Raw genomic sequence first — 25416 nt, forward strand, 5'->3', positions numbered from 1 at the left:
TCTTGCGTTGATGATCTTTATTTAACTATACCATTATCCATCCAATTAATTCCATTATCGATCAAAGTAATTATTTTTGTAATTATCTCGAAACTGAGTCTTCCACAAACCTGCCCTATTCTTTAAGACTCAGTTTCGAGATAAATACCTTTGAAGAACGACTTTAAGTTACAATGAATAAATAACCCGCCATTACCCAAATAAATTGAGTATACGAGTATTTATAATATGTACTGACGACCCCTACAACTCTAAAACCTGCAATAACGGGCACGGATTGTCGGGTTTTTCGATCCTTGCCTTGGTAAGCTGTTTATGAAGAAGGAGGGCATAGTATGGATTCACTTTCAGGTATGAACCGCGCTTTAGCGTACATTGAAGAGCACCTTGCGTGGGAAATCGATATCAAAAAAGCTGCTGAACTGGCGTTATGTTCTGAATATCATTTCAAACGGATGTTCTCGACGTTGGCGGGCGTGACAATGTCTGAGTATATTCGGCTGAGACGATTAACCTTAGCGGGGCTTGAATTAAAGAATGAGAATACGCGTGTCATTGATCTTGCGCTAAAATATGGCTACACTTCACCGGACGCGTTTACCAGAGCTTTTCACCATGTACATGGCATCACGCCAACGGAAGCGCGGCACAGCAATCACTCTCTGAAAGCGTATCCTCCGATGTCCTTCCAGCTTACAGTCAAAGGAGGGCAAGAAATGAACTATCGTATTGAAGAAAAAGAAGCGTTTCGGATTGTTGGGCTCAAAAAAAGGATTCCTCTGATCTATCAGGGGATGAACCCGGATATCGTGGCGTTATGGAAATCAGTAGATGCAGATACAAAACAACAGCTTGAGCAGCTCTCGAATGTTACGCCGCGTGGTTTGCTGAATGTGAGCGCAAACTTTTCAGAAGACAGGTCTGAACAAGGCGAGCTGGATTATTATATTGGCATCGCTACAACGCATGCGGCCCCTGCCGATATGGCTGAGCTCGAAGTCCCGGCGCTGCAATGGGCTGTTTTTGAACTGGAGGGTCCCTACCCTGAAACCATTCAAAATGCCTGGGCCCGCATTTTCTCAGAATGGCTCCCGTCTTCAGGGTATGAGCTGGTGGAAGGGCCAGAAATATTATGGAATGAAGATAATTACCCGGAGTCCACAACCTTAAAAAGCGAACTTTGGATACCTGTGACAAAAAAATAAGTCTAACGTTTAATCGGAGAGCTGCACACATGCAGCTCTCCGATCTTTAATTCAACGAGAAGCTCTTCTCATGCGGAAGAGCTTCTTCTCTCTCTCAATCATCTTGATTGATCAAATACGTTTTTCACTTTCGGGACGACATAGCCGCTCCCGCCTTCAACATCTTCTATCATCATAGAAATCAGTAAATCCTGTGATTCCGTATTCCAGGCTGTGAACCAGCCATTTTCCTGGCCATTTTTATCCTCCAGGGACTGCTTCAGCTCGGCTGTACCGGTTTTTCCTGCTAAATCCATTCCCTGCAGCTGGGGTTCATATCCGGAACCTGCTGAATTCTGAACAACCGCTGTTAAATCATCTTGTATAATCGAAGCCGTTTCGGCGCTCATCACATTTTCATGCCAGGCTTGCCCCGTTTCTGCATCAGCCCGAAGCGTCGGCTTTAACAACGTTCCCTCTGTAATAAAAGGCGTATAGGAGAGCGCGAGATGAAGGGCGCTCATTTGTACCTGACCTTGCCCGTACCCTGTATCGGCTAGTAACACTTCGTGATCGCCGAACGACTCATCATTTAAAATTTGCGACGGGTCGGGCGGATAAGCAAATGGAATTTCCTCATCAAAACCATACGAGCTGGCTTCATTCAAGAAGGTATCTCCTCCTATTTCAAGAATGGAACGGGCGAAATAAATATTATCGGAACGAAGCAGTGCATCGCGAAGATTCACCTGTTTTTCCACATTAGCGCTGTCCACCCGTGTTACAGAGTAGCCGCCCCAGCCGTCCTGGGTATACGTTTTTTCTGGGATGGACATTTCGGCTTCTGGGTCGATTGCCCCTGACTCCAAACCAATGGCCGCGGTAATCGGTTTAAACGTGGACCCCGGTGCATACGTTTTGGTGAATTTATTGATCAACGGACGTCCATCACCCTCCTGCAAGTTCGTGTAGCGTTCGTTGCTCATCCCTAAAATAAATTCATTCGGATCATAGGCAGGCGAGCTCACCAGGGCATTCACTTCGCCAGTTGAAGGGTTTAACGCTGTAGCTACGCCGGAATCTCCCTTCATTTCGTTGTAGAGAGATTGCTGCAAGTCGGCACGAATCGTCAGCTTGACATCTTCCCCGTCCACAGCAGCGGTTTCCGCTAAGACTTCCTTTTCCTCATCATCCTCATTTAAAATGGATACTCTCCCTCCGGAAGTCCCTCTCAATTCATCTTCCAGTACACTTTCTAAACCTGTCTTGCCAATTTGGTCATTTGCTGTATAGCCTTGTCCCTCGTTATCTTCCAGATCTTGTGCTGTAACATCCTTCACGTAACCTGTTAAATGGGCAGCTGCTTTGCCAAGCGGATACACGCGTGCGGTCTTTTCCTGAAATTTCGTGCCATTTAATGCTTTGATTTTTTCAATCTTTTTCTTAGCATCATCTGAAACCGAAGCCAATGGTACAAAAGAGGAAGCTTGCACCCAGGATTGATCCAACTGCTGATCAATATAATCCACGGATATGTCTAGTATGTCGGCGAGCTTTTTCTTCATCTCTTTTTCATCATCTTCTATCCATTCCGGCACCAGTCCGACTTCCTGAACGACACCATTAACAGCCAGACCTTTTCCTGACTGATCCATAATTTCCCCGCGTTCAGGTGAAAGCGTCTGGGCACGGATCGTATCGCCTTCCTCCATTCCGGCAAAAATCATGGAAGGGCTCCATTCGATCTTCCACTGGCCGTCTTCTTCATTTTCTTCAAAAACGAGTTCAGCTGTGTGAGGGAATTCAATACTGCCCGCTAATGAATCCATGCTCACATTGTAATCAAAGGTTTGTTTCTCTTCTTGATCGTATTCCTGTTCTTCTTCAGGCAAGTTATATGTAACCGAAAGGTCGTCCATATTGATTCCGCCGTATATCGTGGTGTACCTGTCTTTGAAATCCTCCTGACTAATGGTCTCCTTGGAACGTTCACTAAGCAAGGCGTACATCTCGTTGTATTGTTCGTTCTCCCAAGCGTCCATATATGATTCCAGCGTCTCTTCAGGTTTGGGTTGTTCAGAACAGCTGACCAATCCCAGAAACGCAAGGAAAAAGACAAGCATTTTAAGTTGCTTCACGTTGAGGCCCCCTAACTTTCACATGAGTTTAAAGACAAAATCTTCCTTCATACGAGTTATTATATCAAAAATCTTTCCACTTAAGGGCTGTAACGCCTTTCAATTATCACATTATCATATGAAAGAGCCTGTTTCGTTATGTAACATCCCTTAAGTCGAGAACGCTCGAATGTGAAAAACCAACCACCTCGCGCAATAGAAAGGGGTTGGCTTCATTCCTGCATTTATTCCATTGACTTGGCCATCTCATCGAGCTTGTTCATCGTTTTCCAATTTCGTACAGTTGCCGGAACGCCTAATTTGTGCAAATTATTCGCTAACTTAGAGTTTCTGATGCTCTCACTGAAAAGCAGGTAGACGACTCGACCTTCAAGCCGGAATGTTTCCTTATCACTTTTCAAAGCCGTGATAGCATCTACTCCTTCCTGCAAAGGCTCATCCAGTAACAAGGCAACATAAAGACTTTCTCCCGTTGAACTCGCTTCTGCTTTGGCAATGGCGTCGTTTGAGAAAGGACATTGAGCGAGAACATGCGCTACTTCACGCGCCGTTCTGATGACTACGGAAACCGTAAAACCGAAATCAGTCAAAATGGCATCCTCGATTTTATCACGCAGCACCTGTTCTGTTTCATCTGATTCAAACAATACATTACCGCTTTGGATATACGTTTTCACCTTGGGAATACCCATTGATTCGAAGGTGCCCCGTAATTGTGCCATCTTAATCTTATTCTGTCCGCCTACATTGATCCCTCTTAAAAACGCGATATAAATCATCCGCGTGTGCCCACCCCTTTTTGCGATGACGTCGTAGAGCGAAAATCAAGCTGTTACTCCTTAATTTATCACAAAAAAAGAGGCATGTGTTTACTCATCGTAATGATTATCTTCTGTTTCAACATAGTGTTTAAGCATGGACAGCTTGTTGTCATCCTCCGCCAGCAAAAAAGCGCCTTTTCAGCCAACTGAAAGACGCTCTTTCAAACGATAGGTTATTTTATGGGCACCCAAATTTCCGAATAAAAATCAGGACGCGAAGGATCTTCTTCAGGATGTACTTCTAACTCCGGTCCATCAGCGTGCTCATAGTGACTGGATGGAAACCACTCTGAGAAAATCTGCTTCCACGCTTCTTGCATCGCATCCGGCATCGGGCCATGCACTTCAAACACTGCCCACTTTGAGGCAGGGATCGTGCGTTGCGAGTAACCCGCCGGCGCATCACCCTCATGGGCAGTCGCGATCCAATAATCCATTTGCTGGGAGGACGATCCCTTGTCGGCGACACACACGCCCAACACACCCTTCACTGGGCCATTGTTTAACTCGAACAATACGCCGTCTGTACCATTTTCATTTACCTCCTGCCACATCTTCGGAATCTCTATTAAATTTTCATTGTCACGTAATGAAAATTCCCGTTTGAGACCAGTAATGTGAAACGATTCTTGCTCAACGATTTTGTACTGCATGGGGTCTGCTCCTTTCAGATTCACCTGAATCATCAGGCGGTTATAAGATTTCAGCTTTCCCGTATAGTTCCGAGCTTCGCGTGGTGATACCCCGTGCTGCTTGCGAAACGCTTTTGAAAAAGCCTCAGGAGTGTCATAACCATAGGTGTAGGCGATATCAATAATCTTGTGGTGTGAACGCTGGAGATCGCAGGCTGCCTGTGTTAAGCGACGACGCCGCACATATTCTCCGACTGTCATATCAGTCAAAATAAAGAAGACGCGCTGGAAGTGAAACACAGACGTATGAGCCTCCCTGGCTATATCGTCAATCGAGAGATCTTCCAGCAGATGTTCTTCCATATAGTCGATAGCCTTTTGCAACGATTCCACCCATGTCATGTCACTTCACTCCTTCTTATTTATTCTAGCAAGGACCTGCTTCATAATCCTGTCAACGTGTGCTTTGCTTGGACAGTTTATGGATAAGGTGAACGCGCCATTTTCCCACCATCTAAGCCTTATGGAATTTCTTTTTGTAAGCGAGGGGAGTCATATGCATTTTATTCCGGAAACTTCGGTCACGTTGCGCTCAGGTTGCTGAATAAGTACTAAACTTTGCTGAATCCGATAGTCTGTCACGTAGGTTAGTGGTGTTTTCCTAAGCATTGTTTTGAAATATCTACAACATTCGGCACGACTTAATTGCCCAGCTGTGGCAATATCGTCTAACATGATTTTTTCCCCATAATGCAGATGGATGTAATGTAGCATGTGCTTCATACGGCTTTGTTTTATCGCTTCTACTTCGTCATACTGTAATGGCATTCCATTTATTATAAGTTCTTTCCACGTTTGATTAATCAGCATAAATGTGTCCAGTTCAAAATAGAGGGGCTCTTTTTCAATTAATCGATGAATGCTAAGAATAGAGTTCAATATGAATTGCTCCCAGGCAGTGTTTGGCCCAATCCATAGGTAAGGCAAATTGGTTGCTTTGACATAAGGATAAACATACCTTGGATATAGCTCATGAGACAGCAAATAAAGGGGGGATATATTCAAGCAAATATAGTCACAGCCTGATTCCGGGTTTTCTTCAGCCATGTGCAGCTGCCCACTATTTATGAACAACCCCTCTCCCTCTTTCAATCCAATTTTCTCTTCATTAATTTGAAAAACACCTTCTCCCCTTGTTATAAGCACCAACTGTATCTCCTCATGCCAATGAAATGGAATGAAACCATTCACATTCCTAGAAATAGTTGTTTTATAACAAGCTATAGATAACTCAGTGGTTCGGTGATCAGTAAGTTCTTTTAATTTTTCATCTAACTTAAAATCTTTTATTTGCACCTAACCACCTCAATATAGTTATATTATTACATTCGATTTAAGTATTATCGTCTTCGTTTTGTAATTATTATAACACTATCGTTATATTATAGAGGTGATAGGAAATGTTACACACTCATATGAGAAGCAGAGGGTTGTTACTCGTTATAACAGGTGCCATTTTTTGGGGAATCGGGGGAACAGTTTCACAAAAACTCTTTCAGGATCACGCTATTGATGTCAATTGGCTCGTAACGGTCCGGCTGCTCTTAGCTGGCTGTTTACTTTTAATTTTGCAATGCTTTCGGAAAGATTATGCCCATATCATCCGTATTTGGAAGAATAAAAATACAGCTGTGCAAATGATCATTTTTGGATTGCTTGGTATGCTGGCGGTGCAGTATACCTATATGGCCTCCATTCATTATGGAAATGCAGCGGTTGCTACACTATTGCAATATCTCGCACCCGTTATGATTATCGTTTACTTACTCCTCCGTAAACAAACTGCCTTCGAAAAACGTGATGCGGCGACTGTTACGATTGCTTTACTCGGCACCTTTTTATTGCTTACAAACGGGTCAATTTCCGAATTATCAGTACCAGGTACCTCTATCTTTTGGGGCTTATTATCAGGGGTATCCCTTGCCTTTTATACCTTATATGCCATTCCATTACTTAAAGTATTTGATTCCCTAATCATTGTTGGATGGGCCATGGTCGTTGGAGGAATTTCCTTAGCGTTTATCCACCCTCCCTGGCAAGCGGAGTTTGTAGCCTTTACAACGGAAATGTATATGTATCTTATTTTTGTCATTATATTTGGTACAATGGTTGCTTTCTGGTTTTACATTGCGAGCCTCCAATATCTATTACCTAAAGAATCCAGTCTAATCGGCAACTTGGAACCCCTTTCCGCGGTATTAACAATGGTTATCTGGCTAAATGAACCCTTTGGCTTTTTTCAATGGGTCGGGATGGCCTGTATTATAGGGATGACGCTATTAATTGCTTTTAACAAAAAAGCTGCTCCTGCAGATCACTAGAGACATTCAATCCTTTTCATCGAAAACTATTTCTAATATAGCAAGCAGTAAAGCAACAATGATTTCTGTACTCATGGAGAGTGTCATGCCCCTCATAAACTCATCCACTGTAAACAGGACCAGCCTAGTTCGATATACTTTCAAAACCAATTCTAATAGCAAACACCTTTATATTTCCTTTTAAATTTCGAACGGTTAGCTTGAAAATTGCTTTGGAAAACAATTCGGCAATCATCCCTAAAATAAAGAAGCTGACTACAAAAACAGTTAAAGACCAGATAGATTCGTACTGAACGCCCAGCAATTCAAAAACCCCTGCAAAACCAACGAAGAAAAGCCCTACCACAAAGCCTGCCACCATTATAATAAGAAGTGCAATTCCAACAACGGCTGCACTCTGTTCCTTTATTTTTTTGAACACATTATTCACCCCAATAAGACATCAGGTTTTTTTCACATAAAATAATAGCGCTAAATCCTATTGGATAAAAGCCCATATTTTGGAAAATTCAGCATTAAGGTCATTGAATTTTAAAGAACAACTCCATGTTATGCCCTTGAGGCAGACGGATGTTATAGCTGTTTTCAAAACGTATTATTAAATTGGCACAATTTCTCATTAATTTGTGAACTTTCTGTGTCATTCATTTGAATAATTTGTTACAATTATAATAAGAATACGCTTACAAACAATTTCTTCCAACGAGAGGAGATGATTTTCATGGGTATGGTATTGTTATTTTTAATACTTGGAACAGCTTCCCCATTCCTATTTCTTGAAATGAAAAAAACTTATTGGGCAGTGGGCCATACGATTCTGCTTATCGGCATGTGGATGTATTTCTTTGAAACCATGTTCGTCTCAGCACCAACTGCCTTCTCCATTTTATGGATCATGTTCTATGCAAGCTTAGTCGTTTCACACGTAGCCTGGGTCATGTTCACGTTATACACGGTGAAAGAACATCAAGCTTACCAAAAAAGTTTTTCATAAAAAAACCCGCCATCTACTATTGTAGAGATTGGCGGGTTTCATTTTATATCAACGGCTATGGCCGTGTTTGAACTTTAAATAGCTGCAGCATAGCCTGGACAAAAGCCAGGACTGAAATGCCTGCAAACAAAGGTTTCGGCGTATAATTTGAATAGAATAAGCCCCACAGTGAAATGGATGTTAAGATGATCATGAGAGCGAAAATCACGACACTTTTCCATTCCATACTGCCTGCGTCGGTTTGGTAGACTTCAAAGACGTCCTTCTTTTTTTCCACTATAACCACTCTCCGTTTACTCGAAATTTAATGACCACCATGCTGTTCTTGTTGTTCCTGCTGCTCATGTTGATTATGGTCCTCCTCATCATGGTCATGACTGAACCCGAATGACATGGTAAATAGTGAACCTGCAACAAGAATCGCCGCCAAGACGAAGCCGTGCAACATCATGTTCCATGGTACGTGACCATTTTGGCTTTTGAATTCAACCATATGCATGAACATGAAAAGTTGAATACCTGCTTGAATAACGGCCAGTGTCAAAATCGCTATTATAATCCAAAGCGTTGGTAAACCGGAGCCAAGTGCAGCCCATGCAGCAAGCAGTGTCAGCGCAATGGATAGCACGAAGCCAACGAGGTGCTGGACAGGGATACGTTTACGTTGTTCTGTCATATTAAACCACCATCCCGATTAAATAAACACTCGTAAAAATGAAAATCCAAACGACATCAAGAAAGTGCCAATACAGACTGATTATAAAGAATTTTCGGCTTGTCACAGTTGTCAATCCTCGCTGTGCCAGCTGAATTAACAGTAAGATCGCCCAGCCTATACCTACCGTGACGTGCAAGCCGTGCGTTCCGGCCAGGGTGAAAAAGCTGGACCAGAATGCACTCGCCTGTAATGTTGCCCCTTCGTGCGCGTAATGAAAAAACTCATATATTTCGAACCCAAGGAAACCGAGTCCGAGGATTAAGGTGATAATCAGCCAAGTGGCGAGACCTTTTACTGACCCATGACGCATTTCATGGACCGCGATTCCACAGGTGAAACTGCTTGTCAGCAATAAAAATGTCATGATTAACACGGTTTCCAGCTCAAACAGTTCAGCTGGTGCAGGGGAATCTGCCGTGCGTCCGAACAAAACAGCGTAGGTAGCAAAGAGGGTCGAGAAAAGGACAATTTCTGCGCCTAGGAAGATCCAGAAACCGAGGATGCTCGATTGACCATGCTCGGTACGGTATTCCATCGGCCCTGATTGCAACTCGTGTGAACTCATGTTATAACCCCCTTGCTGAGCGTTCAGTACGCTTGATTTCATCGACTTCAACATGGAAGCCATCATCATAATCAAATGATCGAATTACCATCATGATAATGACACCAATCAGACTTGCTATGGCCAACCATATCCACTCAAACACGAGGAAGAAACTTGCCATGAACATAATCGCCATCATGATAATGGGCTGACCTGTATTGCTTGGCATATGAATCGGTTCAAGGTTCTTCTCGTCAAAGGTGGTTTCGCCTTTGCTTTTCATTTCCACATAAGCGTCATTACTTCTTATATGGGGAACTGTCGCAAAGTTATAGAACGGCACCGGCGTAGGAGTCGCCCATTCCAGCGTACGTCCATCCCAGGAATCGCCTGTCGTTTCCCTTTTGCTGTAACGGAAACTGTAATACACGTTGTAAATAAAGATTGCAAAGCCTGCACCCATCAGGAACGCGCCACAGGTTGAAATAATGTTCAGCGGCATCCATTCCAATACGATGGCGAAGGTCCGGCGCGGCATGCCGTCTAATCCAACAAAGTATTGCGGGAAAAAGCAGACATGGAAACCAATTACAAAGAACCAGAAACTGAGTTTACCGATTTTCTCATTGAGCTTGTGCCCGAACATTTTCGGATACCAATACACAAGACCTGAGAAGCAGGCAAACACCGTGCCGCTAATCAATACATAGTGAAAATGGGCAACTAAGAAATAGGAATTGTGAAACTGATAGTCCGCAGCAGCCATGCCGAGCATGACGCCGGTGACACCGCCGATGACGAAGCTTGGGATAAAGGCCAGCGACCACATCATGGCGGTTGTCGCTTGAATTTTCGATTTATATAACGTTCCTAACCAGTTGAATATTTTCACGCCGGTTGGAACTGCAATCAGCATCGTTGACACGGAGAATACCGAGTTCACAAATGCGCCTGCACCCATCGTGAAGAAGTGGTGCACCCAAACGAGAAAGCTCAATCCGGCAATTAAAATCATCGACCAGACCATGGCCTTGTAACCGAAAAGCTGTTTCCGGGCAAAGGTGGCGATCACTTCAGAAAAGATGCCGAATGCAGGCAGGATGACAATGTACACTTCTGGGTGACCCCACATCCAAAACAGGTTTGCCCACATCATCGGCAGGCCTTCGCCTGTCAGGGTAAAGAACTGCGCTCCAAAAATACGATCAATGGTCATTAGAGCAAGGGCCACAGTCAAAATCGGAAAAGCAAAAACGATGATGAATGATGTGACGAAAGTGGACCATGTAAAAATAGGCATTTGGAACATTTTCATACCAGGGGCACGCATTTTAATGATCGTGACCATAAAGTTGATACCGGTCGCTAATGTGCCGATACCTGAGAGCTGGAGTCCCAACAAGTAAAAGTTTTGCCCGGGGCCAGGGCTCATTGCAGCACCGGCTAGCGGCGTGTAGCTTGTCCAACCTGCGTCTGGTGAACCGCCGATGACAAATGAAATATTAAATAACAATGCCCCGAATAAAAAGGACCAAAAACTCATTGCGTTCAAATAAGGAAACGCGACGTCGCGCGCCCCGATTTGGAGCGGAACCACAACGTTCATTAACCCGATCAGGAACGGCATGGCCATGAAAATGATCATCACGGTACCATGGGTCGTAAAAATTTCATTATAGTGCTGAGAATTTAGGAAATTCATATCCGGAAAAGCCAGCTGGGTTCTCATCATGAGAGCATCCACACCGCCCCGGAATAACATCGCAAGCGCACTTAATATATACATGATTCCGATTTTTTTATGATCGACAGTCGTCAACCACTCCCGCCATAGCCATTTCCACTTTTTATAATACGTTAAGATGAACAGAATGGCAGCGGATACGAGCACTATAGACACCATAGCGCCGTATATTAGTGGTTCACCTGTGACAAAAAACTCATCTAGTTGCATCGTTGCTCACCTGCTTTCTGGAACTACTCATCTTGATCCTCTTCACTTGGACCGTTTTTTAAATGCAATAACTCACCGTAAGCATCGCGGTGACGTTCAATCGCATAGTCACGCCCAGCGTTTGACCCGTGGTCCACCCATTCAAGGTGCGTTGAGGAGAATTCCGCTTCTTCAGTCAATCCCGGCTCCAACAATGTCGTGTATTGGTCTTCTGTCAACTCTGGCGCCTGACTTTGTGTCTCCTCGACCCACTCTGAGAATGCTTCCTCACTCTCGGCATGAACATCGAACGTCTGCTTGGCAAAGCCTTCACCATTGAAGTTGGCGTTCCGACCGTCGTAAACACCCTCTTCATCGGCTTCGAGATAGAGCGTATTTTCCATTCCGGCCATGTTGTACTTTTGCCCGCCTAGCGCCGGAATCCAAAGGGCTGCCATAGAATCCGCAGAGGATAGCTTGAACTCAATCGGACGATCTGTCGGGATGTGCAAGTAATTCACAGACTCAATCCCTTGTTCCGGATAACTGAAAAACCACTTCCAGTCAGCAGCCGTGGCATACACGACAAGCGGCTCTTTTTCTTCTGCCGATTCCGGCGGTTTTTCCAAATCGAACAAGGTCTCGACCGTTGGGATGGATAATGCAACAACAATAATAAATGGAATGACCGTCCAGACGATCTCAATTTTTGTATTGCCGTGCATTTCAGGGTCATAATCCTGATCGCCCCGCTCCGGACGATCACGGAATTTCACTATCATATAAGCGAATAAACCGAAGACAACGACCACAATTACGAGCATAAACACGAGGGAATACATGATGAGGTCTTTTTGACTTTGTCCGACTGGCCCCTTCGGATCAAGTACTGTCAAGTCTCCACAGCCAGTTAAAAACAGGACAAAACTGAGGGACAACAGAGTGAGCCATCGTTTCACCTGATGTGTTCTTCTATGTTTCACTTGGCCATTCACTCCTTTTTGCTAAATTTTTTTATATATAATTGCTTTGAGTTTACTTTTACGAAATCACTGATACCAGTATATCAAAGTCATTCAACCTCACCACCCTCACAACAAAAATGTCATATAACAATCACCATTTATATAAAAAATCGCCACAAAATCTTCACACATCCGTCACATTTTTTCGCCTAATTTCGCGTACCTGGTACAAAAAGCGATATTTCAAATGAGCCGGGTGTGTCGTATTTGGGCATAAGAAGAGCGCTCCACGGTGTGGGGCGCTCGGATTGATGTTCGCTTTATTTTAGTTGTAAAGATGTTGTTAACGGACCCTGGCTGATAAATGAGTAGCGTCAGCTGATATATGCAGATTTAGGCTGATATTATGCTGTTAGACCGATATTTCCAGTTTGCGACTGATAAAAAGGGCAAATTGACCGATATAATCGGACTCGGACTGAAATATCTCACATTAGACCGAAATACTCAGCTAAAAGACTGATATGTCCTAGCCCACTCTCACAAACATAGGTCATTTCCGTTCATAGGCCATTTTCATGATGATGTCCTTATGCTGGGGGTATTGTTCCAGCAGCTCTGCTTGTGAAAACAGTTCGAAATCTTCAAAGTCAAAACCGGGTGATACCATACAGCCCACCAGGGAATAGTCCTCCTGCGCAGGCACGGACGACCCAAAAATAGTGTGCTTTGGCACGACAAACTGCGGTACTTCACCATTTTCAATATGTAATCCCAGGGTTATTTCCTCGTACTTTCCTTCCGGTGTAATCATATGGATTTTTAAAGAGCTTCCGGCATGGAAGTACCAGAGTTCGTCAGATTGTAACCGGTGGAAGTGAGAGATGTCCTCTGAACGAAGTAGAAAATAAATGCTCGTATACAATTTCCGTTCCCGGTTTTCCTGCGCTGTCCAACGACCAGATTCATAAGTCGGCCTATAAAAGCCACCTTCCGGATGCTCTGACAAGTTAAGCCGGTCGATCCAGTATTCAGCACTCATACGGTCTCCTCCTATTATATGTCCTAACACTTATATCCTAACATAGTCAGAAAACCGTCTGCCTTTTGTCACATTCAGGATGCTGCACCTGTTTTCTTTCTAAATCTATTCAATAAAGGAAGGATTAATGCAAGGAGGGCTAATCCTAACAATGTTGCACTGATTGGACGCGTAAAGAAAATACTCAGATCCCCATTTGCCATTTGCAATCCTCTTCGAAATTCCTCTTCGGCAATCGGGCCCAATACGACACCAAGAATAACAGCTGCTAAAGGAAACTTCATTTTATCCAAGTAAAATCCTAATACCCCGAACAAGAGCATGATCCAGATATCGAAGACAGAATTTCGAACCGCATACGTCCCGATGATACAAAAAATAACGATTGCCGGGCCTAACACTGAATAAGGAACTTTCATTATTTTGGAGAAGGCCATAATGAAAGGCTTGGAAAATAAAATTATTAAAACATTGACGAATAGCAAAGAGAGAAATATCGTGTAAACTAAGTCTGGCGAATCACTCATGAGCATCGGGCCAGGCTGCAGTCCGTGGAGGACAAATGCTCCTAAAATAACGGCGGTTGTTGCGCTTCCCGGGATCCCAAGTGAAAGTAACGGGACCATGGCTCCCATAGCTCCTGCATTGTTGGCAGACTCAGGGGCTGCAATGCCTTCCGGTACGCCTGTGCCAAATTCTTTTGGATTTTTGGACCATCTCGTCGCTTCACTATAACTGACCATCGCCGCCGTTGTTGCGCCTACGCCAGGTAAAATTCCTATAGCTACACCTAATAAAGAAGATCTTCCTATTGTTACTCTTATCCGCTTGAATATCTCTCTATCAAATATCTTCGTTTTAATCTTGTCCATTTTCTGTTGGATGGTATGGTCCTCTTTGCTTTTCCTAAGGACCTCTGATATCGCAAACAGCCCGATCAACACTGGAATGAGGTCTATTCCGCCGATTAACTCGAGCCTCCCAAAAGTGAAGCGCTCCACCCCTGTTAAAGGGTCCATTCCAAAAGTCGCTACGAATAATCCCAGACCTACGCCAATGAATCCTTTTATTAAATCCCCGCCACTTAGCGAGACGACCACGGTCAGCCCTAATACGGCCAAGGCAAAATATTCAGGGGATGAAAATTTCAACGCAAATGCAGCAAGTAACGGCGTAAGAAAGATTAAAAAGAGCGTTCCGATAATCCCGCCCGTTGCCGAACTTAATATTCCAATCCCTAAAGCCTGACCAGGTTTGCCTTTCTGGGCCATCGGATATCCATCTAAAACAGTGGCCACGGCTTCAGGCGTCCCCGGCGTCCGGAACAGGATCGCGCTGATTAATCCAGAGAAGACAGATGAGGCATAAATTGTGGTTAGCAAGATAAACGCAGATATTGTGTCTAAACCATAAGAGACAGGCAATAATATGATTACTAACATGGTTCCGCTGATGCCTGGTAACGCACCACCCAACAAGCCAATCATCATGGCAACCAATAAAATCAATAAATGAATTGGCTGCAGGAGGTTGTCCAACCCTAATAGGATCCCTTCTATCATCACTCATTTCCTCCTTTCTGAATCTATTAATAAACAAATAAACTTAGAGCACGGAACACACCTGTTCCTCTGGGAAACGGAATGCCGAGCAAATAAATAAACAACACCAGAAATCCCGCGCTTCCAGCAACTGTCATCGTAACCAGATGAGAAATCCTCCTTATGCCTAAAAACCACGCCAGGAAGACAAATAGTAAAGGCGTCACAATTAGAAACCCGACGATCGGCAATAAAAACACATAAGCAGCTATGGCCGCTAAAATAAACCAGTGACTATGGTCCATTCCTTCCTTTTCTTTCGCATTTACGTCCAATTCAGGATCTTGTCCAGTAGATTCCTCCGATACGTTTGTGCCTCTTTTCACCTCTAAAAAAGTCTTAATGAATAACATGATCCCCATGATCAGCATGAATGTTAAAACTATTATCGGCCATTCTGCCGGTCCTACAGGAGTTGATGAATTCGTTTCGGGCATTCTCAAGGCAACGACTAAGAAAAATAGTGAAAACAAGATCGTCATGATGGCCAAGGTGAAGTTCGCTTTCATAATCTAAGCCCCCTGTTGAAGAGGAGGGGGCCCTCCTCTTCTTTTTTGCATGTCCCTATTATTTAATGTCTTCAACGATTTTTTCATATTTTTCGATATCCTGTTTAAGTTTCTCGGTAAATTCTTCAGATCCCATCCAGCCATCACGTAAATCTAAGTAAGCATCAGCAGCATATTTTTGATATTTTTCTGTTTCCATCGCTTTTTTAGCTTCTTCCTCTAACAAATCAACAATTTCCTGAGGTGCATCAGCATGGATCATCAGATAACGTTCAACACCATCCGTCAGGTCCCAGCCGTTTTCAATTGTGGTCGGAACATCCGGGAAATCGTCGAGCCGTTCTTCAGCGAAAAATACGAGGGGTTGAAATTCGCCTTCCTCGATATAGGAAGCAGTCGGGCCTACTTCTTCCAAAATGACATCAATATGACCGCCAAGCAGGTCGGAATGCATTTGACCGGCCCCTTCCATAGGCACATAATTCATTTCGGCTCCTGTTTCTTTAATAAAACGACGTGCTGTAATTTCATCAATTCCCATCGTCCCTACGGCTCCGAGACGAACTTCTCCAGGGTTCTCCTTAGCGTAAGAAACCAATTCGTCGATGCTTTCAAACGAACCGTTCTTCACTTGCAAGGCGTACGTATCACTTTGAACGCGGGCAATAGGTTTCACTTCATCAAGGCCATATTCATTTGTGCCTGCTGCCGTCGTTACAGCATAAGCTGAATCCCCAACCAACGTGTAACCATCTGATTTTTCCTGCATGGCTGTCTGCATGGCGATAACACCAGATCCGCCTTCTTTATTGATGATATTAAAATCAGCATCCATACTGTCGGCCATAATGTCTGTAATCGTCCGGACGAATGTATCCGTACCCCCGCCAGGTCCATGGCCCACATACACTTGTATTTCTTGATCAGGGTAAGACTCCGCATCTCCATTTGCACTGCCACCTGCACTGTTTGCACATGCACTCGTCACTAAAAGCACTAACGTTGCCACCACCATCAGGAATGAACGCGTTTTCAATTTTGCTGTCATTTAAGTTTCCCCTCTCTAAATTTTATTGATCAAGCTGAGTTTGATACGCTTTCCTATTTGAACTCATTTGAACCACCATTTTCACCGCTTCTTTTGTTGCTCCCGGATCCGCAATTCCTTTTCCGGCGATATCGAATGCTGTGCCATGCGCAGGCGTCGTCAGTGTAACCGGCAAACCTCCACTCATCGTTACTCCTTTATTAAAACCTAATAATTTCATCCCTGTTTGGGCTTGGTCATGATACATCGCGAGCAAACAATCAAATGGATCTTTGCTCAACCGTAAAAATAGCGTGTCCGCCGGATAAGGGCCGGTGACATTTATCCCTGCCTCTTTCATTTCATTTATGGCTGGAATAATCGAATCGATCTCCTCATTCCCAAGCATTCCTCCCTCGCCGGCATGGGGGTTCAAGGCTGCTACTACAATCTTCGGGGCGTTGTAACCGGCTGTCGTTAATGTATCATGGGCAAAACGGATTCGTTCCATCACTTTCTCTTTTGAGATGTTATCGCTTACATTTTTTAGTGGAATATGGGAGGTTACCCGCGTCACCCAAAGGTCTTCCATCACATTAATTTCGCTGAACCCTTCCTTGCAGTCTAGTAAATCGGCGAAAAAATGAAGTTCATCCTGAAAATGATGGCCGCCGCGATGGAGAGCTTCCTTATTCAAGGGAGCGTACATGACCCCTTCAATGTGCTTGTCCTTTGCTAGTTGTAAAACATACTGCAGCGTTTCACCGGTCACCTTCCCTGACTCATTTGAAAGCTTGCCAAGTTCATAGTTTTCCGGGTTCATGTTTTGTAAGTCGATCAAATGGATCGTGCCCGCTTCTCTTCCAATTTCCTCCACCCGGTCTATCTCTTTCACATCTAACGTCAAGTTTGCTAAAGCTTGAGCTTGCAGGAGAACGCGTTTGTCTCCTACAAGCACCCAAGAAGCCAACGTTCGGGTATTTTCGTCTTGAAAAGCTTTAACGACCAGCTCGGGCCCAATACCGGTAGCATCACCCAATGTCAGGCCTATAACAGGTGTGTCTGGATTCTTCATGAAAGAACCTCCCTTTCATCTCACGTTTTTAACTTTGACTCACTTGGAAAAAAGACTGACTATATTTGGCTGCTAACTTAATACATTCTTCCATACTTACACTGCTTGCGATGCCTTGACCTGCTATATCAAATGCTGTGCCGTGGTCGACAGATGTTCTTAAGAACGGCAGTCCATTTGTAATGGAGATCGTGCGTTCAAAGTCTGTCATTTTTGAAGCTATGTGGCCCTGATCGTGGTAAAGCGAAAGGACGGCTGCATACCGACCATTCAAGGCATGATGGAAGACCGAATCAGCGGGAACAGGTCCTACCGCTTTGATGCCTTCCTGCACAGCTGCTTCAATGCCTGGGTTGATTTCTTCTATCTCTTCATGACCGAACAGTCCACTTTCTCCTGCATGCGGATTCAATGCTGCAACCGCAATCGTACGATCTTCTACACCTAATCGCTGCAGTGCTTCATCACAACGGTGCAAGTAATTTCGAACACGTTCCTTGGTCATTTGATTAATAGCATCCTTTAAGGATAAGTGTCTGGTTAAGAAGAAAATGCGCATATCTCTAACCTCAAACATCGTCAAAGGATCTTTGGAATCTGCTAAGGCTTCAAGCATTTCCGTGTGACCGATAAAGGGCACCTCACCGGCTTTCAAGGATTCTTTGTTGATTGGCGTGGTCGCCAAAGCTGAGACCTTCCCATCCAGTGCGAGCTCCACAGCCAATTTGATATAGTCATAGGCGGCTTTCCCGCACGTGGCGGATACTTCACCAATGGTCAACGTAGATGCATCAATATTATCTAACGAAATAACATCAATGGTTCCGTGTTCAAATTTTGCTTCACTAACGGAAGTAATCGCATTAATATCCACCTGGACATCTGAAAAAGCTTTGGCATTGGACAGCACAGCTGCATTGCCAATCACGAGCGGGTTACAAGCATCATAGATATCTTTTTTTTCTAATGCTTTCACTGTTATTTCCGGGCCAATTCCCGCAGGATCACCCATCGGTATAGCTATAATGTTATTAGTCAACTAAGACCCTCCTATTGTTGTGAATCTTTTTTCTCAAGAATTGTACACTGTCATATATGGCTCGTTTGTCTCCAACTAATCCGCCTTTTGTTACAAGGGACAGCCCATCGAATTCGCCTCCCATTATTTCGCCATAGGCTGCAAGCGGCATGACTTCATCTAGCAGAACAATCCCTTCAGCCTCAGCGCGTTCACAAAAGGAAGCTGTTACATCTCCTCCACTAAAAAAGCATCCCCCGATCTGCCCGTTTGCTTGGCGGAGCAGCCGCTTGCTGATTTCTGCCAAACCTGACGTGATGCGTTTGGCCAACTTATCTTCGGAGACACCTTCCTGCTTTGCAATAACTTTAAAATCAACTAAGCAATGGTCCGGATGATTGGTCGTAATCACAATAAGAGAATGGTCCTCCAGTACACGGATCGCTTCATCTGTTGCACGAATGATTTCCTGTTCCCAGGTTGCACTGTAGGTAGCTAACCGATCTGGTTTGACGTAAACCGGCTGCATCTGTAATTCACTTGTCAAGTAGTCAAGCTGCTGCTTTGTAACAGACGTCACGCTACCAACCGAAACCAGCATTTTAGGAGAGCGCACAGGCTCTTGCCGTTCTCTGGTTTCCTGGATGTAATAATCGGTGAGCGGACCGGGATCTATCGGCACGAGCCGATTCGCTTTTATCTTCCTCATAGCACTGGCGATCATCTGAATGTGCTCCTCTGTCACGGCATCGCAGATAATAAGACGAGCACCAGCGTTTATCCTTTTAGCAATTTCTTGTTCAATCCCGTCACTTCCATGACTTATCGTATCAATTTCGATCAGTTCAATGGCATGCTTCGTTTGCTCACTTAAAATGTGTGGCAAAAACGAATGCTTCAGGGGTTGAACTGGATCATTTGCAACATCCGTTTCTTGGAGCGGAACGCCATTGACGAATAGATAACCGCCTGTAAGTACGCGTTGGGAAGCTGGATACGAGGGTACTAAAATGCCGACAGCACCAGATTCTATACTTTCTAATAATGCATCGACTTCCTGGCCGATATTGCCTCTAAATGTGCTATCGATGCGTTTGCAAATGATATCGGCGCCCCAGCGCTGCAATTCTTTGATCGTTCCTACTACTCGTTCTCTCGCCCTTTCTTGAGATATGTAACGACTGTCCGTATCGATGCAAACCGCTATATTATCCTGTTTGGCCTCTGTGATACGAGAAGTATGAAAGTGCGTAACGACTCGCAAGCCTTGTTTTGCCAACTTGACTCCTGTTCCGTTCGCACCTGTTAAGTCATCTGCCACTACACCGATTTTCATAGAATCAATCACCCCCTACCCAAATTGATATCTTACTCTCATAGTCTCTCAGGATTTCACCCTCAATTTGATCGTCGGTAATCAAACCTTCAAGTTGTGATAGTGCACAGACATTCGCAAAAGCTTTATTGTCAAATTTGCTATGATCAGCTAACAACCATGTCCGTTCCGCTGCTTTGATCATCATCTGCTTGATCAAAGACTTTTCAAATGTGGGCGCCGTCACGCCGTTATCTTTATCAATAGCATGAGCACCCAAGAAGAAAATGTCAGCGTGGATGACGTTTAACATTTGCTGAGTCGCTGAACCGTAAAGAGCTCCTACACCTTTCTGCAGTTCTCCACCGGTAACGATCACTTTCAAGGGGCTATCCAACAACTCGTTCGCAATTTTAATGTCATTCGTAACGACTGTTAAATCACTTCTGAGCTTTAAGAGCTTTGCCAATTCCAATGTCGTCGTGCCAGAATCCAGAATGATCGTAGAGCCTTCCTCAATCAGTGTCACCGCTTGCTTTGCAAGCGCTTTCTTTTGGGCGTTATGTTGACTCTTCTTAGATGAATACGACATTTCTTCCGTCAGTGATTTTGGGGAAATCGCGCCGCCATGAGTCCGGATAACTTTCCCTTCACTTTCTAACTCTTTCAAGTCCCGGCGAATGGTCATCTGGGACACATTCAATTGATGAGATATTTCTTCAATGTCTACCTTTTTATTAAGGAGGACTTGTCGTTCCAACCAACTTCTTCGTTCCAGTGGCAACATCTTAATCAACTCACTTACATTGTTAATTTCAAACATTCTGTATGTTATATTATGTTCGTTTTGTTTGTTAATGTCAATAAGTATTTTAAATATTTTAATATTTGGCGTCGATTAATAGAATTGAAAACGTGATTTATAGGGAGTTTTGAGGCGAAGGATGAGCAACGAAGTCCGCCGTTTCCCGCAGGAAATCGTGTTGTTGCATATAGGATCCGGAACAAGTGAGCTCATATGATAATTCAAATGTTCACTTTTAACATCTCACATTATTTCAGGGAAAAGGACTGCTTCTTGCTGCCCCACATAAACTTTTGTATAATGAAACTGCATTCCCATCAAAGGAGGATTATTAAAAAATGATTCATTCGATCAGACTACGTTCCCTAGCTTTGAACTCGTAACTTCATACGTTCAAAGGCTCTGTTTGTGTAGACAGAGTAAACGGGATAAGTCTGACCTTTTTTAATAATCTGTAATAACCAAAAGGAAGGTGACTCAGTCACCTTCCTTTTTTGTTGGAAAAAATTTCATCCGTTCGTGACAGGAGACGTGTCTCTTGTCTATGTCACTGTTCATCATCTCTATGTACGCCCGTTTACTCTGAATCACTGACATCCTGACATTTTTAATTTTGGAAGGGATGGCGTGATGATGAATAAGAAGCATAAAAAGAAGTTAGGTCGAAGCAAGCCCCCTAATTTTTCCGGCCAGCATTTCATGCATAATAAGAAGCTCGTAAATGAAATTGTGAATAGGGCTCATATAAAAAGCAATGAAGTCGTCATGGATTTAGGAGCAGGAAAAGGAGCTCTGACCATGGCTCTCAATAAAAAAGCGCTCCGCGTATTAGCGGTGGAATACGATGGTAAGCTTATCAATTCGCTTAAACGAAAGGCGATGGAAGAGGAAAATATTAAAGTCATTCATCAAGATATCAGGAGTATCTACCTACCGAATGAACCTTTCGTAGTTGTGTCCAACATTCCTTATGCCATCACCACGCCGATTATGAAAATGCTGCTTGGCAACCCTTCGAGCGCTTTCCAGAGAGGGTGCATTGTAATGGAGAAAGGCGCAGCAAAACGATTTACGTCAGCGTATGTAAAAGATGCTTATGTGCTGACTTGGAAAATGTGGTTTGATATTCACTATATAAAAGGAATTTCCAAAGTTAATTTCTCCCCGCCTCCAAAAGTGGATGCTGGCTTGATTAAGATTACAAGAAAAAAGAAACCGCTCATTGCATATAAACATGCTAAAACGTTCAGGGGGTTGGCGCAATATGGCATGAGGTACCCTAACGCCCCTGCTGAATCTGTGCTGAGAAATATTTTCACAGCCCCGCAAATGAAACATTTAAAACGAAATTTAAACTTAGATGAAGGTGCAACAATTACAAGCCTAAACAAGTGAACAATGGGCGCTTGTTTTTCAAACAATGATTCGGTTTGTTGAACGCCCTCTCTGGCCAAAGGCTAGGAAACATTAAACAAGTATCACGGCTGTCCATTATCCTCTAGGACAGCCGTTTCTATTAAAGCATCCCCTTATTATTTAAATTGACTTTCCATAAAAAAAAGGATACATTTTAATTGTGATATATTTCACAAATGATAATAAGAAACGGAGGGTCAACTATGGGACAGGAACATGTTAATCGCGTGGTTGTCATTGGAGCTGGGGCAGTAGGAAGCAGTTATGCTTTTTCTTTGCTTAATCAATCCATAACTGAGGAGCTCGTCATCCTTGATTTGAATGAAGATAAAGCGATGGGCGATGCGATGGATTTGAATCATGGAAAAGTCTTCGCTCCACATCCAACGAAAACGTGGTATGGCCAATACGCCGATTGTAAGCATGCCGATATTGTCTGTATTTGTGCCGGAGCCAATCAAAAGCCGGGGGAAACACGGTTAGACCTGGTGAAAAAGAACGTGGGAATTTTCAAGGGAATCGTTGAGCACGTCATGGCGAGTGGGTTCAAGGGCATATTCTTAGTGGCAACCAACCCTGTAGATATTCTCACCCATGCAACGAGGGCATTCAGCGGGCTGCCGAAGGAACGCGTTATCGGCAGTGGTACGATCCTGGATTCCGGTCGCTTTCGTTTCTTATTAAGTGAATACTTTAATATTGCACCTGCTAATGTGCATGCCACTATCATCGGGGAACACGGCGACACTGAATTACCCGTATGGAGCCATGCGTACATCGGGGGTACACCTATACGTGAACTCATTGAAAACCATCCCGAATATAGCATGGAAGATCTCGAAGACCTATTCATTAACGTTCGCGATGCAGCTTATCATATTATCGAGAAAAAAGGGGCGACCTATTATGGGATTGCTATGGGGTTGAGCCGAATTACGAAAGCTATCCTGCATAACGAAAACAGCATTCTGACGGTCAGCGCTCATCTTGATGGAGAATATGGCGAAAACGATATCTATATCGGGGTGCCGGCCGTTATCAATCGGCACGGTATCCGTGAAGTGATTGAATTGTCCCTTAACGCACACGAACAACAGCAATTCCATCATAGCGCCTCAGTTTTAAAAGATATAATCAGTCAACACGTTCAAACCAGCTAGGAACCACTTGCTCCCCGTTTCATCTGATACAATAGGAGTGCCGGCAATTAACCGGCACTCTATATTTTCGGCTTTATTTTCGTTGCAAAAGGGAATAGCCTTACATATGTAAAATTGCTCATAAGGGGGCGTAAATATTGTCTAATCAGGCCTTAACCTCACTTAAAGGAGTTTGGCTGCTCCTTCGATCCATCGCCGTCATATCATCAAGTGTGGCCACCATCATATCGACTATTCTTCCATTGTACCTCTATTTCCCTGCCACAGCTGATACATTGCTCCCGATTTTTTTGATGTTAGTCCTGGGTGCCTTCATCATTCACGGCGTGCTCACCCATATCCTGAATGACTATGTGGATGATCTATCAGGTACGGACGCTGAAAGCCCGGCTATATTATCAGGTGGCAGCCGGGTGATCCAAACAGGCTTCATTACCTCCGCCAACCTCTGGAAACTGGGAAAGGGACTCATTGTGCTATTAAGCATGGTCACCCTTGTGTTCATTATATTCGGTTATTATAAACTGGCCCTATTATTGGGAATTGGCTTGTGGGGGGCTATCTCTTACTCACTTCCCCCGTTACGTCTGAGTTACCGCCCGTTTATCGGCGAGTTGCTCTCCACGTTTCCATCGGTTCTATTTCTCGGTTTAGCAGGGGCCTGGCTTACATTAGACTCTATGCCAACATGGGTTTTGCAAAATGCCGTCATCAACGCTTTGTTTTGCGTCGCCTGGGTGATGGTCCATCACATACCTGACCGTGAGGCTGATAAAGGCGCAACACCGATGAAACAAACGAGTGTCGTATGGGCTGCGGATAAATTCGGAACGCCTTTCAGCCGGTTACCCGCATTATTGTATTTTGGATTAGTAGGGGTATGTGCTTTGTGGCTGGGTGTAGAGCGACTGTGGGCAATGGTAGGGTTGTTAGTGATTGTCGGTGTGGCTTATGCCTTAATTATAACGATGGACATCCATAATCATCAGCAAGTATCCGCTTACGAAAAGCTGTTGCTTATTTTAGCAATGGTCAACGCCGTGTGGCTTGGTATTTTCATATAACATCTGGTGAGGTTTTAGGAGGCTGAGTGATAAAAAAAGGCGGATCGGTTACACCGGTCATTCGGGCGTATGTAAACAGCTGGCCTTTGTGATGGATTTCATGATCCCTTGCGTTTTCGAGCCACTCCCCTGCTGGTGCATAAAAGTGATTCATTTCAATGATCGTTTTCAATTGAGCATCTGAAATCAAGGCCATCTGCTGGCGTGTAAAATTGGTGTAATCGTGGACGATTTGACGAACATCGCGCATCGTTTCAAACTCAGGGGTATGTTCCGGTAGCATTAATTCACCGCTTTTAATCGTCTGGACGAACATGTCCATGGACGTTGCAATATGGACGCCAAGCTCCCCCATTGAAAAGGCACCCTCCCAAGGCTTGAAGTGGGTATGTTCATCACCGATTTGTTCAAGTAACTTATGGAGCACAAGCCTGTGACGCAGCCATCCTTCTTGAACCTCAGCAACTTTACTCATGTGCAAACCTCCATTAATTTTTGTCGGATGTGGCATCCGCTAATATGTGCTGATAGACATCATGCCAATTATGAGCGTAATCATTAATTTCTATGGGGTTAATAAACTGCCGCTTACGTGATTCGTGCTCTGCTTTAAAAGGATGGAGGTAATGAATCTGCATGCGGTAGAATACTTGATATCCAACCTTAGGATAGGGGCTTTTATGATCCCACCCAGGGTTTTCGGTATGATCAACTTCAATATACCCGAGCTGATGACAATCGCCTTCCACATAGCCTTCTTCCATGACTTCACGTTTACAACAGTCAAGCGGGGACTCGTGTGCTTCGATATGTCCTCCAGGCAGATCCCAGCCTCTGTTTGCCAAATCTATCACCATCAAGCTATCTTCATAAAAACACACCCCGTGAACGCTCGTCACATTCGCTATGTCCGGGAGTTCCTGAGTAGAATGCCAGGTTAATTTAACAGTTGACGTGCCCCAGTTCACATACGATGTTGTCATGTGATCTCCTCCCCCTTATTTACTTACTTCTCTCTCCTTCGTGTATTTCCTCTTTTCTGTTCTTGAAAAATGTCGACTTTACACGCTA

Annotated in this window: 26 protein-coding genes and 1 pseudogene; 6 read left to right on the forward strand and 21 right to left on the reverse strand. The window is 44.1% G+C overall.

The window, feature by feature from the left end:
• The first annotated feature begins 335 nt into the window (after positions 1 to 335).
• On the forward strand, positions 336 to 1205 hold the full coding sequence (locus tag HOP45_RS18285; protein ID WP_181350831.1) for an AraC family transcriptional regulator: 870 nt from the start codon (positions 336 to 338) through the stop codon (positions 1203 to 1205).
• Positions 1206 to 1303: 98 nt separating this feature from the next.
• On the opposite strand, the gene HOP45_RS18290 is transcribed toward HOP45_RS18285, so the two are convergent.
• The 4 genes from HOP45_RS18290 to HOP45_RS18305 all read right to left on the reverse strand — a co-directional run bounded on the left by HOP45_RS18290 (position 1304) and on the right by HOP45_RS18305 (position 6125).
• Positions 1304 to 3322 (reverse strand): penicillin-binding transpeptidase domain-containing protein, encoded by a 2019-nt coding sequence (locus HOP45_RS18290; protein ID WP_181350832.1) that lies wholly within the window; start codon positions 3320 to 3322, stop codon positions 1304 to 1306.
• A 224-nt stretch (positions 3323 to 3546) separates the two neighbouring features.
• Entirely contained in the window at positions 3547 to 4101 is a 555-nt protein-coding gene (locus HOP45_RS18295) for a DUF1697 domain-containing protein (protein ID WP_181350833.1), read from the reverse strand.
• Between the two features lie 215 nt (positions 4102 to 4316).
• A complete protein-coding gene (locus tag HOP45_RS18300; RefSeq protein WP_181350834.1) occupies positions 4317 to 5177 on the reverse strand; it encodes an AraC family transcriptional regulator in 861 nt (286 codons plus the stop codon).
• 150 nt (positions 5178 to 5327) lie between these two features.
• Positions 5328 to 6125, reverse strand: coding sequence for an AraC family ligand binding domain-containing protein (locus tag HOP45_RS18305; protein ID WP_181350907.1), 798 nt, complete (start codon positions 6123 to 6125; stop codon positions 5328 to 5330).
• 110 nt (positions 6126 to 6235) lie between these two features.
• On the opposite strand from HOP45_RS18305, the gene HOP45_RS18310 reads away from it, so the two are divergent.
• Positions 6236 to 7156: an EamA family transporter gene (locus HOP45_RS18310; RefSeq protein ID WP_181350835.1), complete on the forward strand. Its 921-nt coding sequence runs from the start codon at positions 6236 to 6238 to the stop codon at positions 7154 to 7156.
• Positions 7157 to 7162: 6 nt separating this feature from the next.
• Here the strand turns inward: HOP45_RS18310 and HOP45_RS20805 are convergent, their stop codons facing one another.
• Both HOP45_RS20805 and HOP45_RS18315 read right to left on the reverse strand, forming a co-directional pair.
• Positions 7163 to 7264, reverse strand: coding sequence for a hypothetical protein (locus HOP45_RS20805; RefSeq protein ID WP_370458064.1), 102 nt, complete (start codon positions 7262 to 7264; stop codon positions 7163 to 7165).
• Between the two features lie 16 nt (positions 7265 to 7280).
• Positions 7281 to 7577 (reverse strand): YrvL family regulatory protein, encoded by a 297-nt coding sequence (locus tag HOP45_RS18315; RefSeq protein ID WP_370458065.1) that lies wholly within the window; start codon positions 7575 to 7577, stop codon positions 7281 to 7283.
• 300 nt (positions 7578 to 7877) lie between these two features.
• Between HOP45_RS18315 and HOP45_RS18320 the strand changes: the two genes are divergently transcribed.
• Positions 7878 to 8150, forward strand: coding sequence for a hypothetical protein (locus HOP45_RS18320; protein ID WP_181350836.1), 273 nt, complete (start codon positions 7878 to 7880; stop codon positions 8148 to 8150).
• 55 nt (positions 8151 to 8205) lie between these two features.
• On the opposite strand, the gene HOP45_RS18325 is transcribed toward HOP45_RS18320, so the two are convergent.
• The 13 genes from HOP45_RS18325 to HOP45_RS18385 form a co-directional block, all read right to left on the reverse strand.
• On the reverse strand, positions 8206 to 8427 hold the full coding sequence (locus HOP45_RS18325; RefSeq protein ID WP_181350837.1) for a hypothetical protein: 222 nt from the start codon (positions 8425 to 8427) through the stop codon (positions 8206 to 8208).
• 27 nt (positions 8428 to 8454) lie between these two features.
• On the reverse strand, positions 8455 to 8826 hold the full coding sequence (locus HOP45_RS18330) for a cytochrome C oxidase subunit IV family protein (RefSeq protein WP_181350838.1): 372 nt from the start codon (positions 8824 to 8826) through the stop codon (positions 8455 to 8457).
• A 1-nt stretch (position 8827) separates the two neighbouring features.
• On the reverse strand, positions 8828 to 9433 hold the full coding sequence (gene qoxC, locus HOP45_RS18335) for a cytochrome aa3 quinol oxidase subunit III (RefSeq protein ID WP_181350839.1): 606 nt from the start codon (positions 9431 to 9433) through the stop codon (positions 8828 to 8830).
• Position 9434: 1 nt separating this feature from the next.
• Positions 9435 to 11369, reverse strand: coding sequence for a cytochrome aa3 quinol oxidase subunit I (gene qoxB / locus HOP45_RS18340; protein WP_181350840.1), 1935 nt, complete (start codon positions 11367 to 11369; stop codon positions 9435 to 9437).
• Positions 11370 to 11392: 23 nt separating this feature from the next.
• The gene (gene qoxA / locus HOP45_RS18345; RefSeq protein ID WP_181350841.1) at positions 11393 to 12331 is read right to left on the reverse strand and encodes a cytochrome aa3 quinol oxidase subunit II; all 939 of its coding nucleotides are present in this window, start codon (positions 12329 to 12331) and stop codon (positions 11393 to 11395) included.
• 535 nt (positions 12332 to 12866) lie between these two features.
• Positions 12867 to 13355 carry a cupin domain-containing protein gene (locus tag HOP45_RS18350; protein ID WP_181350842.1) on the reverse strand — a complete coding sequence of 163 codons (489 nt, stop codon included), beginning with the start codon at positions 13353 to 13355 and terminating at the stop codon, positions 12867 to 12869.
• Positions 13356 to 13429: 74 nt separating this feature from the next.
• A complete protein-coding gene (locus HOP45_RS18355; RefSeq protein WP_181350843.1) occupies positions 13430 to 14917 on the reverse strand; it encodes a tripartite tricarboxylate transporter permease in 1488 nt (495 codons plus the stop codon).
• Between the two features lie 26 nt (positions 14918 to 14943).
• Positions 14944 to 15465 (reverse strand): tripartite tricarboxylate transporter TctB family protein, encoded by a 522-nt coding sequence (locus HOP45_RS18360; protein WP_181350844.1) that lies wholly within the window; start codon positions 15463 to 15465, stop codon positions 14944 to 14946.
• A 58-nt stretch (positions 15466 to 15523) separates the two neighbouring features.
• The gene (locus tag HOP45_RS18365) at positions 15524 to 16513 is read right to left on the reverse strand and encodes a Bug family tripartite tricarboxylate transporter substrate binding protein (protein ID WP_181350845.1); all 990 of its coding nucleotides are present in this window, start codon (positions 16511 to 16513) and stop codon (positions 15524 to 15526) included.
• A 22-nt stretch (positions 16514 to 16535) separates the two neighbouring features.
• Positions 16536 to 17567, reverse strand: a complete 1032-nt coding sequence (locus HOP45_RS18370) for a 4-hydroxythreonine-4-phosphate dehydrogenase PdxA (protein WP_181350846.1) — start codon at positions 17565 to 17567, stop codon at positions 16536 to 16538.
• A gap of 28 nt (positions 17568 to 17595) precedes the next feature.
• Entirely contained in the window at positions 17596 to 18579 is a 984-nt protein-coding gene (pdxA, locus tag HOP45_RS18375; protein WP_255437757.1) for a 4-hydroxythreonine-4-phosphate dehydrogenase PdxA, read from the reverse strand.
• Between the two features lie 19 nt (positions 18580 to 18598).
• Positions 18599 to 19921 (reverse strand): four-carbon acid sugar kinase family protein, encoded by a 1323-nt coding sequence (locus HOP45_RS18380; protein WP_181350848.1) that lies wholly within the window; start codon positions 19919 to 19921, stop codon positions 18599 to 18601.
• Positions 19922 to 19925: 4 nt separating this feature from the next.
• The gene (locus HOP45_RS18385; protein ID WP_370458066.1) at positions 19926 to 20660 is read right to left on the reverse strand and encodes a DeoR/GlpR family DNA-binding transcription regulator; all 735 of its coding nucleotides are present in this window, start codon (positions 20658 to 20660) and stop codon (positions 19926 to 19928) included.
• A 675-nt stretch (positions 20661 to 21335) separates the two neighbouring features.
• Between HOP45_RS18385 and erm the strand changes: the two are divergent.
• The 3 genes and pseudogenes from erm to HOP45_RS18400 all read left to right on the forward strand — a co-directional run bounded on the left by erm (position 21336) and on the right by HOP45_RS18400 (position 24345).
• Positions 21336 to 22176 (forward strand): annotated as a pseudogene (gene erm / locus HOP45_RS18390) (23S ribosomal RNA methyltransferase Erm).
• A 148-nt stretch (positions 22177 to 22324) separates the two neighbouring features.
• Positions 22325 to 23281, forward strand: a complete 957-nt coding sequence (locus tag HOP45_RS18395; RefSeq protein WP_181350850.1) for an L-lactate dehydrogenase — start codon at positions 22325 to 22327, stop codon at positions 23279 to 23281.
• Between the two features lie 137 nt (positions 23282 to 23418).
• Entirely contained in the window at positions 23419 to 24345 is a 927-nt protein-coding gene (locus HOP45_RS18400) for a prenyltransferase (RefSeq protein ID WP_181350851.1), read from the forward strand.
• On the opposite strand, the gene HOP45_RS18405 is transcribed toward HOP45_RS18400, so the two are convergent.
• On the reverse strand, positions 24338 to 24820 hold the full coding sequence (locus HOP45_RS18405; RefSeq protein WP_181350852.1) for a DinB family protein: 483 nt from the start codon (positions 24818 to 24820) through the stop codon (positions 24338 to 24340). The two genes, HOP45_RS18400 and HOP45_RS18405, sit on opposite strands and share 8 nt — an antisense overlap.
• A gap of 13 nt (positions 24821 to 24833) precedes the next feature.
• A complete protein-coding gene (locus HOP45_RS18410) occupies positions 24834 to 25328 on the reverse strand; it encodes an NUDIX hydrolase (protein WP_181350853.1) in 495 nt (164 codons plus the stop codon).
• Positions 25329 to 25416 lie beyond the last annotated feature (88 nt).

This window comes from Thalassobacillus sp. CUG 92003, assembly GCF_013618635.1.
GTDB lineage: Bacteria > Bacillota > Bacilli > Bacillales > Halobacillaceae > CUG-92003.

What these genes read in the sequence shown, in the direction of transcription:
- HOP45_RS18285 (WP_181350831.1), top strand. Translation starts at nt 336, where the DNA reads ATGGATTCACTTTCAGGTATGAACCGCGCTTTAGCGTACATTGAAGAG.
- HOP45_RS18295 (WP_181350833.1), bottom strand. Translation starts at nt 4,101, where the DNA reads ATGATTTATATCGCGTTTTTAAGAGGGATCAATGTAGGCGGACAGAAT.
- HOP45_RS18300 (WP_181350834.1), bottom strand. Translation starts at nt 5,177, where the DNA reads ATGACATGGGTGGAATCGTTGCAAAAGGCTATCGACTATATGGAAGAA.
- HOP45_RS18310 (WP_181350835.1), top strand. Translation starts at nt 6,236, where the DNA reads ATGTTACACACTCATATGAGAAGCAGAGGGTTGTTACTCGTTATAACA.
- HOP45_RS18320 (WP_181350836.1), top strand. Translation starts at nt 7,878, where the DNA reads ATGGGTATGGTATTGTTATTTTTAATACTTGGAACAGCTTCCCCATTC.
- HOP45_RS18330 (WP_181350838.1), bottom strand. Translation starts at nt 8,826, where the DNA reads ATGACAGAACAACGTAAACGTATCCCTGTCCAGCACCTCGTTGGCTTC.
- qoxC (WP_181350839.1), bottom strand. Translation starts at nt 9,433, where the DNA reads ATGAGTTCACACGAGTTGCAATCAGGGCCGATGGAATACCGTACCGAG.
- qoxB (WP_181350840.1), bottom strand. Translation starts at nt 11,369, where the DNA reads ATGCAACTAGATGAGTTTTTTGTCACAGGTGAACCACTAATATACGGC.
- HOP45_RS18350 (WP_181350842.1), bottom strand. Translation starts at nt 13,355, where the DNA reads ATGAGTGCTGAATACTGGATCGACCGGCTTAACTTGTCAGAGCATCCG.
- HOP45_RS18355 (WP_181350843.1), bottom strand. Translation starts at nt 14,917, where the DNA reads ATGATAGAAGGGATCCTATTAGGGTTGGACAACCTCCTGCAGCCAATT.
- HOP45_RS18360 (WP_181350844.1), bottom strand. Translation starts at nt 15,465, where the DNA reads ATGAAAGCGAACTTCACCTTGGCCATCATGACGATCTTGTTTTCACTA.
- HOP45_RS18365 (WP_181350845.1), bottom strand. Translation starts at nt 16,513, where the DNA reads ATGACAGCAAAATTGAAAACGCGTTCATTCCTGATGGTGGTGGCAACG.
- HOP45_RS18370 (WP_181350846.1), bottom strand. Translation starts at nt 17,567, where the DNA reads ATGAAGAATCCAGACACACCTGTTATAGGCCTGACATTGGGTGATGCT.
- pdxA (WP_255437757.1), bottom strand. Translation starts at nt 18,579, where the DNA reads ATGGGTGATCCTGCGGGAATTGGCCCGGAAATAACAGTGAAAGCATTA.
- HOP45_RS18380 (WP_181350848.1), bottom strand. Translation starts at nt 19,921, where the DNA reads ATGAAAATCGGTGTAGTGGCAGATGACTTAACAGGTGCGAACGGAACA.
- HOP45_RS18395 (WP_181350850.1), top strand. Translation starts at nt 22,325, where the DNA reads ATGGGACAGGAACATGTTAATCGCGTGGTTGTCATTGGAGCTGGGGCA.
- HOP45_RS18405 (WP_181350852.1), bottom strand. Translation starts at nt 24,820, where the DNA reads ATGAGTAAAGTTGCTGAGGTTCAAGAAGGATGGCTGCGTCACAGGCTT.
- HOP45_RS18410 (WP_181350853.1), bottom strand. Translation starts at nt 25,328, where the DNA reads ATGACAACATCGTATGTGAACTGGGGCACGTCAACTGTTAAATTAACC.